The organism is Allobrachymonas denitrificans DSM 15123 (assembly GCF_900110225.1).
Taxonomy (GTDB): domain Bacteria; phylum Pseudomonadota; class Gammaproteobacteria; order Burkholderiales; family Burkholderiaceae_C; genus Brachymonas; species Brachymonas denitrificans.
In genome coordinates this window covers 946,579-962,176 of the sequence record NZ_FOCW01000001.1, presented here as the reverse complement: position 1 = coordinate 962,176, position 15,598 = coordinate 946,579, and the positions used below count along the sequence as shown (strand labels likewise).

Sequence of the window (15,598 nt, the reverse complement as noted above, 5' to 3'; positions counted from 1 at the left end):
TCCGGCTTCAGGGGTTGACGGTGTCCTGGCGGACTTCGATGGTGCCGGGAATCGCATCCGAGGGGGAATCCACGCCGGGCGGGTTCTGCTGCGCAGTGCCGGGGCGGATTTCGTCCGCATGCCTGTCGGCGGGCGTCTTGCCCTGGCCGTGCTCGGGAGACGGCCACAGGCCGCGCGGACGCAGCAGCATCACAGAAATCATGGCGAGTGCGATCAGCAGTTGGCGCAGGATGGCCGGGTCGAGACGGCCATCGGTCATGGCCTGCAGCGGGTGCGCCACATAGCGCAGCACTTCAGGCAGCGCAGACAGCAGCACCGCACCCAGAATCACGCCCGGCAGGTGGCCCAGGCCGCCCAGCACCACCATGGCGACGATCATCACCGATTCCATCAGGCTGAAGGATTCGGGAGAGACAAAACCCTGGAAACTGGCAAACATGGCGCCGGAAATGCCGCCGAAAGTGGCACCCATACCGAATGCCAGCAGCTTCAGGTTGCGCGTGTTCAGACCCATGGCCTGCGCCGCCGTCTGATCTTCACGAATGGCCATCCAGGCGCGCCCGATGCGGGAATCCTGCAGGCGGTAGCAGACGATGACGGTGAACACTACCAGGATCAGGAACAGGTAGTAGTACAGCGACACCGATTCGATGGTGAAACCGCCGATGGTGAAGGACTTGGACAGCGGATAACCCATCACGGTCACGGGATCGATCTGGCCGATGCCCTTGGGACCGTTGGTGATGTTGACCGGCGCATCCAGGTTGTTCATGAAGATGCGGATGATTTCGCCGAAGCCCAGCGTCACGATGGCCAGGTAGTCACCACGCAGCTTGAGCAGCGGATAACCCAGCAGCACCCCGACGATGCCCGCCAGCGCAGCCGCTATGGGAATCACCGCCCACAAGGGCAGGTGCAGACCATTGGGGAAGGTGGCCGCAATGGCCGGGAAGGTGTCTATCAGGTGCGGCGAGGCCAGCAATGCAAACAGGTAGGCCCCGACGGCATAGAAAGCCACATAACCCAGATCGAGCAGACCGGCATAGCCGACCACGATGTTCAGGCCCAGCGCCAGCATGATGTACAGCAAGGCCAGATCCGCAATGCGGACCCAGGCGTTGCCGAAGTGCTGCAGGATGAGCGGCAGCACCAGCAGGCCGACGGCCGCCAGCAGGAAAACGACAAGTTTGTTCTTGGAAGATGCCATGGTGCTCTCCTTCGTGATCAGGCGCGGTCAGCCACGCGCTCACCCAGCAGGCCCGAGGGGCGCAGCGTCAGGATCACGATCAGCACGATGAAGGCCAGGATGTCGGTGTAGTTGCTGCCCAGCACACCGCCGGTCAGCGTCCCCAGATAGCCGGAGCCGATGGATTCGATCAGGCCCAGCAGCATACCGCCGATCACGGCGCCGGCCAGGTTGCCAATGCCACCGAACACGGCTGCGGTAAAGGCCTTCAGGCCCGGCAGAAAGCCCATGGTGTGCTGCACGGTGCCGTAGTTGGCGGCATACATCACGCCGGCGATGGCGGCCAGCACGGCACCGATGATGAAGGTGGCGGAAATCACCGTATCAGGCTTGACGCCCATCAGCGAGGCCACGCGCGGATTCTCGGCCGTGGCGCGCATGGCACGGCCCAGTTTGGTGGCGTTGACCAGATACATCAGTGCTGCCAGCGACAGGGCCGTTACCGCGAGGGCCGTAATCTGCGTCACGGTGATCACGGCACCGCCCACCTGGAAAGGCGTGGAGGACAGCAGCGTGGGATAGGCCTTGTAGTTCGGCTTCCAGATGATCATGGCCAGCGTCTGCAGCAGGATGCTCATGCCGATGGCGGTGATCAGCGGAGCCAGGCGCGGACTGTTGCGCAACGGCCGGTAGGCAATTTTCTCGATGCTGAAATTGAGCGCCGCAGCCACGATACAGGCGATAACCATGGCAATGAGCAGAATCAGCCAGCCGGGAGTGTCCGGCATGCTGCCCTGCATCAGGCCGATGATGGACCAACTCGTGAGAGCGCCGATCATCAGCACTTCACCGTGCGCAAAGTTGATGAGGTTGATGATGCCGTACACCATGGTGTAGCCAAGGGCTACCAGGGCATACATGCTGCCGAGGACGAGACCGTTGATGATCTGCTGCAGCAAGATTTCCATAAGTTGTGACTCCGTGTCTGTCCTGGACTGTAGGTCTGGAAGACTGCTATTGATGTTGGCATGCGTCTGCCTTGTGGACAGCGCCGTCCTGCTGGAACGAAGGTCGACTGCAGATATGGCAGTTTCTTGACCCTCCCGTTCCGGTGGGGCGATTGTAGCGACTCGACACGAAATGCAACCAATTGAACTTCAAGGGTTTGCCCTAGAAAAATAGGACGGTCGCACACTTTTCACCGCGGAATGTGACCCTTGGCACACATTGGCATTCATTCGGGTTCGCCCTGCCCCTCTTGCCATGCACGGTCCAGATCGCGCAGGTGTGCGAGCTTGGCGGCGATCTTCGATTCCAGCCCGCGTGCCGTCGGGCGATACCAGCCGGGGTGGGCGTCGAGCGCATCCGGGAAATAGGTTTCACCGGCGGCATAGGCTTCCGGCTCGTCGTGCGCATAGCGGTAGGCCTTGCCGTAGCCCAGTTCCTTCATCAGTCGCGTGGGCGCGTTGCGCAGATGCACCGGTACCGGATCCGAGCCATGCTGGCGCACGAAAGCCCGCGCCGTGTTGTAGGCCTGGTAACCCGCATTGCTCTTCGGAGCGACCGCCAGATAAATCAGCGCCTGCGCCAGCGCCAGCTCCCCTTCCGGCGACCCCAGCCGTTCGTAGGTGGCGGCAGCTTCATTGGCCAGTTGCATGGCACGCGGGTCAGCGAGGCCGATATCCTCCCAGGCCATGCGCACGATGCGGCGCGCGAGATAGCGCGCGTCCGCCCCGCCATCCAGCATGCGGCAGAACCAGTAGAGCGAGGCATCCGGGTCCGAGCCCCGCACCGACTTGTGCATGGCCGAAATCTGGTCATAGAACTGGTCACCACCCTTGTCGAAACGACGCGCATTCAGGGCCAGTGTCTGCTGCAGGAAACCGGTTCCCACCCTGGTCACCCCGCTGGCTTGTGCAGCCGTCTGGGTCTGCTCCAGCAGGTTCAGCAGGCGGCGCGCATCGCCGTCTGCATAGCCGGTCAGCACCTCGATGGCACCCTCTTCCAGCTCCAGCCCCGGCAGCGCTGCCTGGGCACGTCGCGCCAGTTCGCGCAACTCGTCGCCCGTCAGCGCCTGCAGCACATACACCTGCGCGCGCGACAGCAAGGCCGAGTTGACCTCGAAGGACGGGTTTTCGGTGGTGGCGCCGATGAACACCACCAGGCCGGACTCCACAAAGGGCAGCAAGGCATCCTGCTGGCTCTTGTTGAAGCGATGGATCTCGTCCACGAACAGGATGGTCTTGCGCCCCAGCGCCACATTGCGCTCGGCCCGCTCCATGGCTGCGCGAATATCCTTGACGCCACTGAACACCGCCGACAAGGCAATGAAATCGTAGTCGAAGGCATTGGCCGTCAGCCGCGCCAGCGTCGTCTTGCCTACGCCAGGCGGACCCCAGAGAATCATGGAATGCGGCTTGCCCGATGCAAACGCCAGTTGCAGCGGCTTGCCGGGGCCCAGCAGGTGCTGCTGCCCCACCACATCCTGCAGGGACTGCGGCCGCAGCAGTTCGGCAAGAGGGGCACCGGGCGCAACACGCGGCAAAGCCGGCTGGTCACCATCAGCGGGAAGCGGCAGATCTCCGAACAGGTCACTCATGGCCTGCATTATCCAATGTGCTTCGCTGCATGGGGCACCAAGCGCAAAAAGGCCGCCCGAAGGCGGCCTCTTGGCGGGTCGTCGTGGATTACTGCTTCAGCACATCGGCGCCTGCCGGCACCTTGAACTTGAAGCTCACCTTGGCGGGCACGGTCGGCACGAAGTTGCCGAAGGTCATCACCGAGCGCTGGCCAAAGCTGTCCAGGATCTCCAGTTTGCGCAGCTGTTTGCCGTCAAAGCCGATCATCACGTTCTGCAGCTGGCCATCCTTGTCCTTCGGGGTGGCTTTGACCCACTCCAGGCGATCCTTGACCGGCACGGCTTCGAGCGTGAAGCGCTGCTTGAGCGACTCGATGCTGGTGGCGGAGGCCACCAGGGCAGCCGGAGTGGAATCCAGCACCTTGGCCTGGCTGCGCTGCGTCACCTGGTTCAGGTCCGCGTCGTACATCCACAGGGTCTTGCCATCGGCCACGATGGTCTGCTGGAACGGCTTGCGATAGTCGAAACGGAACTGGTTGGGACGCTTGAAGGCAAACGTACCCACGCTTTGCTTGCCGGCACCCGGCTTGTTGGCATTGGTCACCACCTGGGTGAAGTCTGCATACCCGGCCCGCGTGCTCTTGATGTAGCTGTCGAGCGTTGCCAGGCTGTCCGCATGGGCGGCACCGGAAAACGCCAGCATGCCCATGGCCAGAGCCGAGACGGCACCAGCGGCCAGGGTCTTGCGATGCGGGGTACGGGACAGGGATGTCGTCATTTCTGCTCCTTGCAAAAGGGTTCTGCAGTCTGGCAGCGGTATTGCCACCCGCCTCTTCACGGCCATTTCACGACCGCCGGCGAACTGCGACAAGGCCAGTGTAGGGGCCTGAAAGCCGGTGTTGACGCTGCTGCCGGGCGAATTTGCTACCAGCCCTGAAAAATGTAACAGCGCCGCCCGCAAACGCGGAAGGCGCTGTGCAAACCCGCAAACTTGTTACACAAGGATTGCAGCAAACTGACAACAAATCGGAGGCGATTGCCCTGCGTGCCAACCGGGCTGGCGGCCCAGCCCCGCTGCACGCCGGTCATTCCTCGCGGTTGGGAACCAGGATGTCGCGCTGCCCGCTGGTGGACAGGCTGCTCACCAGACCGGCACGTTCCATGTCTTCCAGCAGGCGGGCTGCACGGTTGTAGCCGATACGCAGTTCGCGCTGCACCAGCGAGATGCTGGCCTTGCGCTTCTTGAGCACCACCTCGACCGCCTGGTCGTACATCGGATCCTGCTCGCTGCCGCCGCCTTCTGCGCCTGCCTCGTCCTCGCCATCGACCGTGCCGCCTTCCAGCACCCCCTCGATGTAGTTGGCCTCGCCCTTCTCCTTGAGGAAGGAGACGACACGATGCACCTCGTCGTCACTGACGAAGGCACCATGGACCCGGTTGGGCACGCCATGTCCGGCAGGCAGGTACAGCATGTCGCCCAGACCCAGCAGGCTTTCGGCGCCCATCTGGTCCAGAATCGTGCGGCTGTCCACCTTGCTGGACACCTGGAAGGCAATGCGGGTCGGGATGTTGGCCTTGATCAGGCCGGTGATCACGTCCACGCTGGGACGCTGCGTTGCCAGGATCAGGTGAATGCCGGCGGCACGGGCCTTTTGCGCCAGACGGGCAATCAGCTCCTCGATTTTCTTGCCCACCACCATCATCAGGTCGGCCAGCTCATCGATCACCACCACGATGTAGGGCATCTTCTCGAGCGGCTCAGGCGATTCGGGCGTCAGGCTGAACGGGTTGGGGATCAGTTCCTCGCGTGCGCGCGCATCCTCGATCTTGGCGTTGAAGCCGGCCAGGTTGCGCACGCCCATCTTGCTCATCAGCTTGTAGCGCCGCTCCATCTCGCCCACGCACCAGTTCAGGCCATGGGCCGCCTGGCGCATGTCGGTGACCACCGGGGCAATCAGGTGCGGAATGCCTTCGTACACCGACATTTCCAGCATCTTCGGGTCGATCATGAGCAGGCGCACCTGCTCGGGCGATGCCTTGTAGAGCAGGCTCAGGATCATGGCGTTGATCCCGACCGACTTGCCGGAACCGGTGGTACCGGCCACCATGACGTGCGGCATCTTGGCCAGGTCGGCCACCACCGGGTTGCCGACGATGTCCTTGCCCAGCCCCATGGTCAGCAGCGACTTGCCTTCGTGGTAGGCGTTGGAGCCCAGCACCTCGCTCAGGTGGATGGTCTGGCGACGGGCGTTGGGCAGCTCCAGCGCCATCAGGTTCTTGCCCGGAATGTTCTCGATCACGCGGATGGACACCAGGCTGAGCGAGCGCGACAGGTCCTTGGCCAGATTGACGATCTGCACGCCCTTGACACCGGTAGCCGGCTCGATCTCGTAACGCGTGACCACCGGCCCCGGCTTGGCCGCCACCACACGCACGTCCACGCCAAAATCCTTGAGCTTCTTCTCGATCAAGCGACTGGTCATTTCCAGCGTTTCGTGCGGAATGCTCTCGCGGTTGTCCGGCGCTTCGTCCAGCAGGCTGATCTGCGGCAGATGGCTGTCGGGCATGTCGGTGAACAGCGGCTTCTGGCGTTCCTTGGCCACACGCACGCTGGGTTCGACCACTGCCGCCTTGGGCGGAGCCTCCACCACCAGCGGAATCGGGTGCTTCTCCTGGGTATGCACGCGCTCCTGCTCGACCTGTTCCTCGCGCTGGCGGGCGGCTTCCTGCCCGGCTGCCACATCTGCGGCCACCTCACGGCGCTCGCGCGCTGCATTCATGCGCTTGTCGATATAGGCGCCGATGGACTGTGCGACACTGCCCCATGAAAAGCGGAACACCCACGAAATCGAGAGCAGCAGCAGCACGATGCCGACCACACCCGATCCCATGAAGCCCAGCGCCAACATGGATGCGGGCCCGGTGAAGGCCCCGAGCATGCCGCCAGCACCGCCAGGCAGGGCATCTGCACTGCCGTAGAGGCGCGCCCACTCCAGCCCCGTACACACGGCCATCAGCACGAACAGCGCCAGCCACCACAGCAGGCGGCGGTCGATCCAGCCCAGCCAGCGGGTACGCCAACTGACAGCCGCCGGCGCCGGCGCTGCAACCGCCTGGCGCGGAACCTCGCCCCGCATCCAGGAACGCAGCAGCCGCAACCAGGCGCCCGCAAACGCGGCAAACAGCATCCAGACACTGCGCCCGGCCAGGAAGTAGCTGATATCGGAAATCCAGGCACCCAGCGGACCCAGCCAGTTCTCGGTGTAGTCACGCGTGCCGGTGGTGCTCCAGGCAGGATCCGCGATGTCGTGGCTGATCATGGCCGCCAGCCAGAACAGCAGCAGCAGAAAGCCCACGAACAGGGCCGTCTCCTGGCTGAAGCGCCGGAACAACGCCGGCACCAGCGGCTTGTCGACGACAGCCGGGGTGGAAGGTTGCGAATTGCGGATCAGATAGGCCATATCACTCTAAAACTGCAAGGGGAAACCGCCCCACGGGCGCTCATTCGACGGCATGGGCCTGCTGCGTGAGCAGGAAAGTACCATCACCCCGGTCAACCACGGTGCCCTCGTCCTCGAAATGCTTCATCACGCGGCTCACCATTTCGCGAGACGCACCCACCATCTTGGCCACGTCCTGACGCGACACCTTCTGCTTGAGGATGAGCTTGCCTTCGGCATCGGGCTGCGCCATTTCCAGCAGCACGGTGTGCACGCGACCATACACGTCCATCAGGGCCAGCGATTCGATCTGCTTGTCGGCGCGGCGCAGGCGACGCACCAGGCCGCGCATGACGGCATCAGCCATGGACGCGTTCTCGTGCACGCAGCGCAGGAAAGTTTCACGGTTGAGCGTCAGCACATCCGTCTGCACTTCGGCGCGCACGGTGGCGGAATGCGGCTCGCCATCGATCAGGCTCATCTCGCCAATGCAGTCACCCACGTCGAGCGTGGCCATGATGACCTCGCGGCCACGCGCATCCTGCGACAGGACACGCGCCTTGCCCGACAGGATCATGTACAGGGTGCCGGAAATCTTGCCCTGCTCGACGATGTTCTCTCCGCGCTTGAAGCGCTTCTTGTCGACACTGGCGTACAGGATGCTGGACTGGCCAGCAGTCAGATCGCTGAACAGCGGAACACGTCGAATCAGGTCCAGATTGGACACGATAGCCATAGCTGCACCTCCTTGCGAATAGCGACTGGCCGGATTCCCATATTCTGCACTAATAAGAAGGCGTAACCGGATGATTTTTCTGCATGGCAAAGACCAAGCGAGTGACAGCCCCCCATTTCCGGCACCAACACCCTCCCGCCTGCCGGGAGGCCTGTTGCCCTGGGACAAGGCACACGGACAGGGACGCTGCTATATTAGTCAGCCTGTCCAAGAACCAATTCCATCACCGCCATGAGCACCACCCAACACGCCAAAGTCCTGATTCTCGGTTCCGGCCCTGCCGGTTATTCGGCTGCCGTCTATGCAGCGCGCGCCAACCTGCAACCCCTGCTGATCACCGGCATGGCCCAGGGCGGCCAGCTGATGACGACCACCGAGGTGGACAACTGGCCGGCCGACGTGGATGGCGTGCAGGGCCCGGAATTGATGCAGCGTTTCCAGGCCCATGCCGAGCGCTTCAAGACCCAGATCGTGTTTGACCATATCAACACGGTGGATCTGTCCAAGCGCCCCTTCACGCTGACAGGTGACAGCGGTACCTACACCTGCGACTCCCTGATCATCGCCACCGGCGCCTCGGCCAAGTACTTGGGCCTGCCCTCCGAAGAGGCCTTCATGGGCAAGGGCGTCAGCGCCTGTGCCACCTGTGACGGATTCTTCTACCGCGAGCAGGATGTGTGCGTGGTGGGCGGCGGCAACACCGCCGTGGAAGAAGCCCTGTACCTGAGCAACATTGCGCGCAAGGTCACACTGATCCACCGCCGCGACAGCTTCCGCGCCGAGCCCATCATGGTCGACAAGCTGATGGAGAAAGTCCAGTCCGGCAAGATCGAGCTCAAGCTGTTTGCCACCCTGGACGAAGTGCTGGGCGACGAAAAAGGCGTGAACGGCGTGCGGGTCAAGAGTACCAAGGACGGCAGCACCGAGGACATTCCGGTGATGGGCTGCTTCATCGCCATCGGCCACGCGCCCAACACCGAGATCTTCAACGGCCAGCTCGACATGGAGAACGGCTATCTGCGCACCAGGGGCGGCCAGCAGGGCTTTGCCACGCAGACCAGCGTGCCGGGCGTGTTTGCCGCTGGCGACGTGCAGGACCACATCTACCGCCAGGCCATCACCAGCGCCGGCACCGGCTGCATGGCGGCGCTGGATGCGCAGCGCTTCCTGGAAGAGCACGCCTGAACACAGGGGTACGGTGAGCGCGCTGCCGAGCGCGCCCGCCCCCTGCTTCAGCATGCCGTCTGTGGCTGCCCTGCTGCAGCCGGGCCGTTTTTTGTAGCGGCACCTTCCCGCCTCGCCCAAAATCCCATATAATCCAAGGCTTTGCTGAATTTGCTCTTTGCAGCAGGCTTGGCAAAAAAGCAATCGACCGTCTGCAATGGCGTGGATGCAGGTTTTCTTGACCGGCCTTCACCGCAGGCGAGGTGCAGTTCCGGCCAGCGTTGTCGGGGCTGTTGATTCCAACAAACCAGTCAAAGGAGTGCTTCATGGCACGCAAATGTGAAGTCACGGGCAAGGGCCCGCAGGTGGGCAACAATGTTTCCCACGCCAACAACAAGACCAAGCGTCGTTTCCTGCCCAACCTGCAGTACCGTCGCTTCTGGGTCGAGAGCGAGAACCGTTGGGTGCGCCTGCGCGTTTCCAGCGCTGCCCTGCGCCTGATCGACAAGAATGGCATCGACTCCGTGCTCGCCGACATGCGTGCCCGTGGCCAGGCCTGAGCCCCCACTTACTGACTGAAAGGACACCATCATGGCAAGCAAAGGCGGACGCGAAAAAATCAAGCTGGAATCCACAGCTGGCACCGGCCACTTCTACACCACCAGCAAGAACAAGAAAACCATGCCCGAGAAAATGTCGATCATGAAGTTCGACCCCAAGGCTCGCAAGCATGTGGAATACAAGGAAGTCAAGCTGAAGTAATTCGGCTCCTTTCCACCAAGAACCGCCTGGCAAACGCCCGGCGGTTTTTTTATGGCTGTGCGGGATGCCTGGCCTACAACCGCAACGCCCTCAGCAGACCATGCAAAGCCAAAGCGGCGCCGAAGCGCCGCCCTGCCCGTCCAGGCGGTGAGGCTCATGCCTGCACAGCGCGCAGTCGCAAGGCGAAGTCACGCAGGGCCGCAATGCCGCTGGCCTCGGCACGCTGGCACCAGGCCTGCAGCTGCTGCAGCATCTGTTCGCGCGACAGGCTCTGGTTGGCCCAGAGCTGGCGCAACTCCTCGCGCATGGCGATCATGCTGTCCAGCACCGGATAGGCAGCCCGCGTGGCCGCCAGCTGGGGTTGCACGCTGGCCGGCACCTTCTCGCTGTCGCGCGGCAGCCAGCGGCGCGCCAGGCGCATCGCCGAAAAATCGGCCTGACGCTGCTTGAGCGCCTGAATCTCGGCGCTGCAGGCTGCACGCACCTGGCGCGCATAGTCGGCCATCAGCTCGTAGCGGTTGGCAATCAGGGCCTGCAGGGTCTGCTCGTCTGCCACCGGCTTGACACTGCCATAGTGCGCACGCGGAGCTGTCTTCTTCACCCGCGCCAGCCCCAGTCGTGCCAGGATGCGGATGTACATCCAGCCAATGTCGAACTCGAACGGCTTGACTGACAGCTTGGCCGATGTCGGATAGGTGTGATGGTTGTTGTGCAATTCCTCGCCGCCGATGATGATGCCCCAGGGCGAAATATTGGTGCTGGCGTCCTGTGCCTCGAAGTTGCGGTAGCCCCAGTAATGCCCCAGGCCGTTGATGATGCCGGCAGCGGTGACCGGGATCCACAGCATGGTGACCGCCCACATGCTCAGGCCGGCCACACCGAACAGCAACAGATAGGCCATCAGCAGCAGCGAAACACCCAGCACGGTATGTCGGCTGTAGACGTGGCGCTCCAGCCAGTCATCGGGAGTGTTGTGACCGTAGCGCTCCAATGTTTCCTGGTTGGCCGCTTCGGCACGGTACAGCTCCACGCCCTCCAGCAGCACCTTGCGGATGCCGTATACCTGCGGACTGTGGGGGTCTTCGGCCTGTTCGCACTTGGCGTGGTGCTTGCGGTGCACCGCTGTCCATTCCTTGGTCACCATGCCGGTGGTGAGCCAGAGCCAGAAACGGAAAAAGTGCGAAGGCAGGGCGTGCAGCTCGAGCGAACGGTGCGCCTGATGGCGATGCAGGAAGATGGTGACGCTGGCAATCGTCACATGCGTGACTGCCAGCACCACCAGAATCATCTGCCACCAGCTGGCGTGCAACAGGCCATTGGCGACGATATCGAGCAACTTGTCCATGAACTACCTACAAACCTTCGTATCAGGGTAAACCGGTTCATTGTAGGTAGGGCCGCCAACCATCACAATGGCATGGGCATGCTGCAAGTGCAACGGTTACTACGTAGGTGTGACGGATTGGTTCAGGTTCAGAGCTTCTGCCATGCTGCGGCAAAGAAGCCGTCGGTGCCATGCAGGTCCGGCCACAGGCGCAGATAGCGCCCTGCCTCGACTGCGCCACTGGCGGGGCTGCACAGCGAGGCTGCATCACTCACCTTGAGTTGGGTCAGCAGTTCACTGGCGTTGAGCGGCCTGAAGCCGAGGTTGGCCACGCCGAAGGCATCGGCGATCACCTCGTTTTCCATGGGCAGCACGCTGCAGGTGGCATACACCAACCGCCCTCCCGGCTTCACCAGACGCGCTGCACTGGCCAGAATGGCCGTCTGCTTCACGGCGAACTCCTCAACGATGGCAGGATCCTGGCGCCACTTGAGATCGGGATTGCGGCGCAGCGTGCCCAAGCCGGAACAGGGGGCGTCCACCAGCACACGGTCGATCTTGCCGGCCAGCCGCTTGATGCGGTCATCGCGTTCGTGCGCGATGGCAGCCGGATGCACATTGCTCAGGCCGCTGCGGGCGAGACGAGGCTTGAGATTTTCCAGACGGTGTGCGGACACGTCGAAGGCATACAGGCGGCCGGTGTTGCGCATGGTGGCGCCAATTGCCAGCGTCTTGCCACCGGCTCCTGCACAGAAGTCCACCACCATTTCGCCGCGCCGGGCATCCAGCAACAGGGCGAGCAGCTGCGAGCCCTCGTCCTGAATCTCGATGCTGCCCTGCTGGTACAGATCCAGTCGCGTCAGGCCGGGCTTGCCTTGCAGGCGCAGGCCCCAGGGGGAGTAGCTGGTGGGTTGCGCCACCAGGCCCTCGGCTGCCAGCGCCTTCTGCACCTCTGCCCGCTTGGCACGCACGGAGTTGACGCGTATGTCGAGCGGTGCCGGTTCCAGAAAGCTCTCGGCGACTGCCATAAAACGCTCACCCAGCTGCGCCTCCAGTTCGGTTGCCAGCCATTGCGGCAGGTTGTGCCGGTGCACGGGCAACAGTTCGCTTTCCTGCACGGTATCGCAGCTGTGAAGCCAGTCCTTTTCCTGCTGGCTGAGGGCGCCGGAAAGCAGGCCGCGGTCAGCTGCAAACCCCAGGATGGCCAGACGGCGCTCCTTCGGTCCGCTGCCGCTGCGGGCGAGCAGCTCAAAATAGGCCTTGCGTCGCAGCACGGCATAGACGGTCTCGGCCAGGGTCGCACGCTCGCGCTGACCCAGCTGCCGGTTTTCTCGGAAATAGCGCGACACCACGGCGTCGGCAGGATGATCGAATCGCAGAACCTGCGCCAGCAATGCGGCACAATGATCCAGAAGGGCTTTGGGATGCATAACTTGCTATTTTCTCATGCCAGACCGTACCAGAGAGCCCTGCCCAGGATTCCCTTCCGGGTAGCTGGCGCCGATTCCCCTGTTTCTGATCTGACGCAAGGTTTGACCATGTCCCCCGTCACCCGCCTCCCCTGCCCTGATGCTGCCATCCCGGATTCCTCCTCCGCAGTGGCGGTCATCACCACCATCGACGACAGGGAACTTGCTCGCACCATGGCTCATGCCGTGGTGGAACAGGGACTGGCAGCCTGCGTGCAGATCAGCGCCATCGAGAGCGTGTACCGTTGGGAAGGCGCAGTAGGCGAGGGACAGGAATGGCGCCTGAGCTGCAAGACCCGCCGGGAACTGGTCGAGCCACTGAAACAGGCCATTCGCACCCTGCACAGCTACACGGTGCCGGAACTGCATGTGCAGCCGCTGTTCGCCGTGGATGCCGACTATGCGCAATGGCTGCTGGACGAAACGGCTGGCACACGGCCAGCCGGCGGCAACGCAAACGCGACGAATTAGCGCGCTATGCCCGCGAGCGCGTTACGCAGACCCTCCGAGGCTCCGAACAGATAGCTGTCCATCTGCAGCGAGCCGACCTGCTCACCCGGCAAACGGAAAGCCGGACCGGCTGTCGCCCCTTCGGCAGCGCCCCAGGCGAACATCAGCGGCAGCAGGTGTTCATCGGTGGGGTGGCTGCGTTCAGCAAACGGCGCCTGCGCGCGGTAGTCCAGCAAGGCCGCCGTATGTCCGTGCTGCAGGGTTTCGGCGATCCACTGGGCAAATGCGGCAACGTACTGGGTATCGCCGCTGCCGCCAAAGAAATCGCGCAGGTTGTGTGTCAGGCTGCCGGAACCCACGATGAAGACGCCCTGCTGGCGCAAGGGCGCAAGCAGGGTTCCGAGCGCATGGGCGGTTTCCGGCGTGAGGCTGGAAGGAAAGGACAGGTGCAGCACCGAAACATCGGCCTCGGGATACAGATGCATCAGCGGGACCCAGACTCCGTGGTCCAGACCGCCTTCAGGCTCCAGCTGCACCGGGACATTCCGGCTCGCAAGCAGTTCGACCAGCTCGTCTACCATCTCCCGCGATGCGCCCGGCGCCGGATACTGCAGTGCATACAGTGCGTCCGGAAATCCGCCAAAGTCGTGGATGGTGTGCGGTTGCGGATGCGCGCCGACCTGCAGCGTACGGGTCATCCAGTGCGGAGAGAGCACCAGGACGGCACGCGGACGCGGCAGGGCCTGCCCCAGCGCCCGCAAGGCAGCGCCCGCCTGCCCCGGTTCCAGGGCGAACATGGGGGAGCCGTGCGAAATGAACAGCGCGGGAAATACTGCCGTGTCTTGCGGCACACGGGATGAATCGGACATGAATGTCTCCTGTTTGGCGAAAGCAGGCAGCGCCTCGCCTGTTCGGCTTCAGTCTGCGTAAACCGTGGAGAGGGTTTCCAGCGCAGAGATATAGGCAGGATTGCGCATCAGCGTCTCCCACGGCATGGCAGGGGCTTGCGGCAGCAAGGCGCGACGGCGCTCCTCGCTCACGTCGTTCAGTTCCCACTGGCCCTTGACCACCGCCTCGCTCACGCTGTCGAGCACCTGATCGAGCACCTTGCCGCCATCCAGGCTCTGGTTGCACAGCAGCGCCAGATCGCAGCCGGCGCGCAGGGCGGCCAGCACGGCTTCGGCATGGGTAAGGGACTGGCCGCGAATCTGGCGCGCGCCCTGCATGCTCAGGTCGTCGCTGATGACTGCGCCGTGGAAGCCCAGCTGGCCGCGCAGGATGTCATTGATCCAGCGGCTGCTGAAACCTGCGGGCGCCTCATCCACCTTGGTGTAGATCACATGGGCCGGCATCACGGCCGTGAGCGCGTTGTCAAGCCAGCCGTAAGGCAGCACATCCTCCTTGAGGATGGTCTTGAGGCCGCGCCTGTCGACCGGAATGGCGACATGCGAGTCGGCCTTGACGTAGCCATGGCCCGGGAAATGCTTGCCGCAGTTGCCCATGCCGGCCTGCAGCAGCCCGAGCATCAGGCTGCGCGCCAGCGAGGCAACCACGCGCGGATCGGAGTCGAAGGCGCGATCGCCGATGACACTGCTGCTGCCATAGTCCAGATCCAGCACCGGGGTGAAGCTGAAATCGATGCCACAGGCGCGCAACTCGGAAGCCAGCACGTAGCCGCAGGCCGTGGCGGCGCGCCCGGCGGCCAGGGCATGCTTGCCCAAGCGCGCCTTGCCGTCCTTGCCATGGCGCCACATCCGGCCCAGTGCGCGCATGGGCGGCAGCGGCGTGAAGCCATCGGTACGAAAACGCTGCACCCTCCCCCCTTCATGGTCCACCGCAATCAGCAGATCGGGGCGCAGCGCCTTGATCGCGGCGCTGAGGGCAGTGAGCTGCTCACGGTCCTGCCAGTTGCGACCAAAGTAGATGACGCCCCCGACCAGCGGATGCTGCAGGCGCTTGCGATCCACGGCAGTGAGACGGGTACCGGCAATGTCGATGATCAGGGGGGCGTGATGCATGGTCTCGGGCTCTGTAAGTCGTACTGTCGCTTATTGTGGCGCAAGGCCCACGCCTTTGTGCGCTTCAGGGATTGTCAGTCGTCACTTTTCGACGATGACAAAGCTGGCAGCGTAATCCGATTCGTCAGTGATGCTGACATGGGCCTGCAGGCCCTTTTCGGCAAACCAGCGCTGCAAGTCGCCATGCAGCACGATGTGCGGCTGGCCGCTGGGCAGGTTCAGGATTTCGCAGCGGCGCCAGCTCATGGGCATGCGCATGCCCAGGCCGATGGCCTTGCTGAAGGCCTCCTTGGCCGAAAAGCGCGTGGCCAGATAGCGTACGCCGCGATCGGCCCAGCGCGCCTGGCGCTGGTGGTAGACCTGCAGCTCCTGCGGGCCGAGCACCGTTTCGGCAAAGCGCTCGCCGCGCCGTTCCAGCGTGGCACGCAGGCGGCGGATATCGCAGATGTCGTTACCGATGCCGTAGATCAT

The 15,598-nt window shown here is 63.3% G+C and carries 15 protein-coding genes; 4 read left to right on the top strand and 11 right to left on the bottom strand.

All coding sequences use genetic code 11. The features are described 5' to 3' along the window. Positions 1-7 precede the first annotated feature (7 nt). From BMW28_RS04395 to BMW28_RS04370, 6 genes are all read right to left on the bottom strand, one after another. Complete coding sequence (locus BMW28_RS04395) at positions 8-1,207, bottom strand: ABC transporter permease subunit (protein WP_091814305.1); 1,200 nt, start codon at positions 1,205-1,207, stop codon at positions 8-10. A 17-nt stretch (positions 1,208-1,224) separates the two neighbouring features. After that, on the bottom strand, positions 1,225-2,154 hold the full coding sequence (locus BMW28_RS04390) for a branched-chain amino acid ABC transporter permease (protein ID WP_091814301.1): 930 nt from the start codon (positions 2,152-2,154) through the stop codon (positions 1,225-1,227). Between the two features lie 266 nt (positions 2,155-2,420). Further along, positions 2,421-3,785 (bottom strand): replication-associated recombination protein A, encoded by a 1,365-nt coding sequence (locus BMW28_RS04385; RefSeq protein WP_407640928.1) that lies wholly within the window; start codon positions 3,783-3,785, stop codon positions 2,421-2,423. 88 nt (positions 3,786-3,873) lie between these two features. After that, on the bottom strand, positions 3,874-4,473 hold the full coding sequence (gene lolA / locus BMW28_RS04380; protein ID WP_234970035.1) for an outer membrane lipoprotein periplasmic chaperone LolA: 600 nt from the start codon (positions 4,471-4,473) through the stop codon (positions 3,874-3,876). Positions 4,474-4,849: 376 nt separating this feature from the next. After that, positions 4,850-7,225: a DNA translocase FtsK gene (locus BMW28_RS04375; protein WP_091814292.1), complete on the bottom strand. Its 2,376-nt coding sequence runs from the start codon at positions 7,223-7,225 to the stop codon at positions 4,850-4,852. Between the two features lie 40 nt (positions 7,226-7,265). Beyond that, on the bottom strand, positions 7,266-7,940 hold the full coding sequence (locus BMW28_RS04370) for a Crp/Fnr family transcriptional regulator (protein WP_091814288.1): 675 nt from the start codon (positions 7,938-7,940) through the stop codon (positions 7,266-7,268). A gap of 231 nt (positions 7,941-8,171) precedes the next feature. Between BMW28_RS04370 and trxB the strand changes: the two genes are divergently transcribed. From trxB to rpmG, 3 genes are all read left to right on the top strand, one after another. Further along, entirely contained in the window at positions 8,172-9,125 is a 954-nt protein-coding gene (gene trxB / locus BMW28_RS04365; protein ID WP_091814285.1) for a thioredoxin-disulfide reductase, read from the top strand. Between the two features lie 305 nt (positions 9,126-9,430). Beyond that, positions 9,431-9,664: a 50S ribosomal protein L28 gene (gene rpmB / locus BMW28_RS04360; RefSeq protein WP_091814283.1), complete on the top strand. Its 234-nt coding sequence runs from the start codon at positions 9,431-9,433 to the stop codon at positions 9,662-9,664. Positions 9,665-9,695: 31 nt separating this feature from the next. Next, positions 9,696-9,866 carry a 50S ribosomal protein L33 gene (gene rpmG / locus BMW28_RS04355; RefSeq protein WP_091814280.1) on the top strand — a complete coding sequence of 57 codons (171 nt, stop codon included), beginning with the start codon at positions 9,696-9,698 and terminating at the stop codon, positions 9,864-9,866. A gap of 154 nt (positions 9,867-10,020) precedes the next feature. Here the strand turns inward: rpmG and BMW28_RS04350 are convergent, their stop codons facing one another. Both BMW28_RS04350 and BMW28_RS04345 read right to left on the bottom strand, forming a co-directional pair. Continuing rightward, positions 10,021-11,211 carry a DesA family fatty acid desaturase gene (locus BMW28_RS04350; protein WP_091814277.1) on the bottom strand — a complete coding sequence of 397 codons (1,191 nt, stop codon included), beginning with the start codon at positions 11,209-11,211 and terminating at the stop codon, positions 10,021-10,023. Positions 11,212-11,339: 128 nt separating this feature from the next. Further along, on the bottom strand, positions 11,340-12,620 hold the full coding sequence (locus BMW28_RS04345) for an RsmB/NOP family class I SAM-dependent RNA methyltransferase (protein WP_091814274.1): 1,281 nt from the start codon (positions 12,618-12,620) through the stop codon (positions 11,340-11,342). A gap of 108 nt (positions 12,621-12,728) precedes the next feature. On the opposite strand from BMW28_RS04345, the gene cutA reads away from it, so the two are divergent. Further along, positions 12,729-13,130 (top strand): divalent-cation tolerance protein CutA, encoded by a 402-nt coding sequence (cutA, locus tag BMW28_RS04340; RefSeq protein WP_159430713.1) that lies wholly within the window; start codon positions 12,729-12,731, stop codon positions 13,128-13,130. Here cutA and BMW28_RS04335 read toward each other — a convergent pair. From BMW28_RS04335 to acpS, 3 genes are all read right to left on the bottom strand, one after another. Beyond that, on the bottom strand, positions 13,127-13,978 hold the full coding sequence (locus BMW28_RS04335; RefSeq protein ID WP_091814269.1) for a DODA-type extradiol aromatic ring-opening family dioxygenase: 852 nt from the start codon (positions 13,976-13,978) through the stop codon (positions 13,127-13,129). The genes cutA and BMW28_RS04335 overlap by 4 nt on opposite strands. A gap of 48 nt (positions 13,979-14,026) precedes the next feature. Continuing rightward, positions 14,027-15,127 (bottom strand): beta-N-acetylhexosaminidase, encoded by a 1,101-nt coding sequence (gene nagZ, locus BMW28_RS04330; protein WP_091814265.1) that lies wholly within the window; start codon positions 15,125-15,127, stop codon positions 14,027-14,029. An 81-nt stretch (positions 15,128-15,208) separates the two neighbouring features. Next, a complete protein-coding gene (acpS, locus tag BMW28_RS04325) occupies positions 15,209-15,598 on the bottom strand; it encodes a holo-ACP synthase (RefSeq protein WP_091814263.1) in 390 nt (129 codons plus the stop codon).

Coding starts and splice junctions, on each gene's coding strand:
- cutA (WP_159430713.1), top strand. CDS start 12,729: ATGTCCCCCGTCACCCGCCTCCCCTGCCCTGATGCTGCCATCCCGGAT.
- BMW28_RS04345 (WP_091814274.1), bottom strand. CDS start 12,620: ATGCATCCCAAAGCCCTTCTGGATCATTGTGCCGCATTGCTGGCGCAG.
- BMW28_RS04375 (WP_091814292.1), bottom strand. CDS start 7,225: ATGGCCTATCTGATCCGCAATTCGCAACCTTCCACCCCGGCTGTCGTC.
- BMW28_RS04390 (WP_091814301.1), bottom strand. CDS start 2,154: ATGGAAATCTTGCTGCAGCAGATCATCAACGGTCTCGTCCTCGGCAGC.
- lolA (WP_234970035.1), bottom strand. CDS start 4,473: ATGGGCATGCTGGCGTTTTCCGGTGCCGCCCATGCGGACAGCCTGGCA.
- BMW28_RS04385 (WP_407640928.1), bottom strand. CDS start 3,785: ATGAGTGACCTGTTCGGAGATCTGCCGCTTCCCGCTGATGGTGACCAG.
- trxB (WP_091814285.1), top strand. CDS start 8,172: ATGAGCACCACCCAACACGCCAAAGTCCTGATTCTCGGTTCCGGCCCT.
- BMW28_RS04395 (WP_091814305.1), bottom strand. CDS start 1,207: ATGGCATCTTCCAAGAACAAACTTGTCGTTTTCCTGCTGGCGGCCGTC.
- BMW28_RS04350 (WP_091814277.1), bottom strand. CDS start 11,211: ATGGACAAGTTGCTCGATATCGTCGCCAATGGCCTGTTGCACGCCAGC.
- nagZ (WP_091814265.1), bottom strand. CDS start 15,127: ATGCATCACGCCCCCCTGATCATCGACATTGCCGGTACCCGTCTCACT.
- rpmG (WP_091814280.1), top strand. CDS start 9,696: ATGGCAAGCAAAGGCGGACGCGAAAAAATCAAGCTGGAATCCACAGCT.
- BMW28_RS04370 (WP_091814288.1), bottom strand. CDS start 7,940: ATGGCTATCGTGTCCAATCTGGACCTGATTCGACGTGTTCCGCTGTTC.
- acpS (WP_091814263.1), bottom strand. CDS start 15,598: ATGATCTACGGCATCGGTAACGACATCTGCGATATCCGCCGCCTGCGT.
- rpmB (WP_091814283.1), top strand. CDS start 9,431: ATGGCACGCAAATGTGAAGTCACGGGCAAGGGCCCGCAGGTGGGCAAC.
- BMW28_RS04335 (WP_091814269.1), bottom strand. CDS start 13,978: ATGTCCGATTCATCCCGTGTGCCGCAAGACACGGCAGTATTTCCCGCG.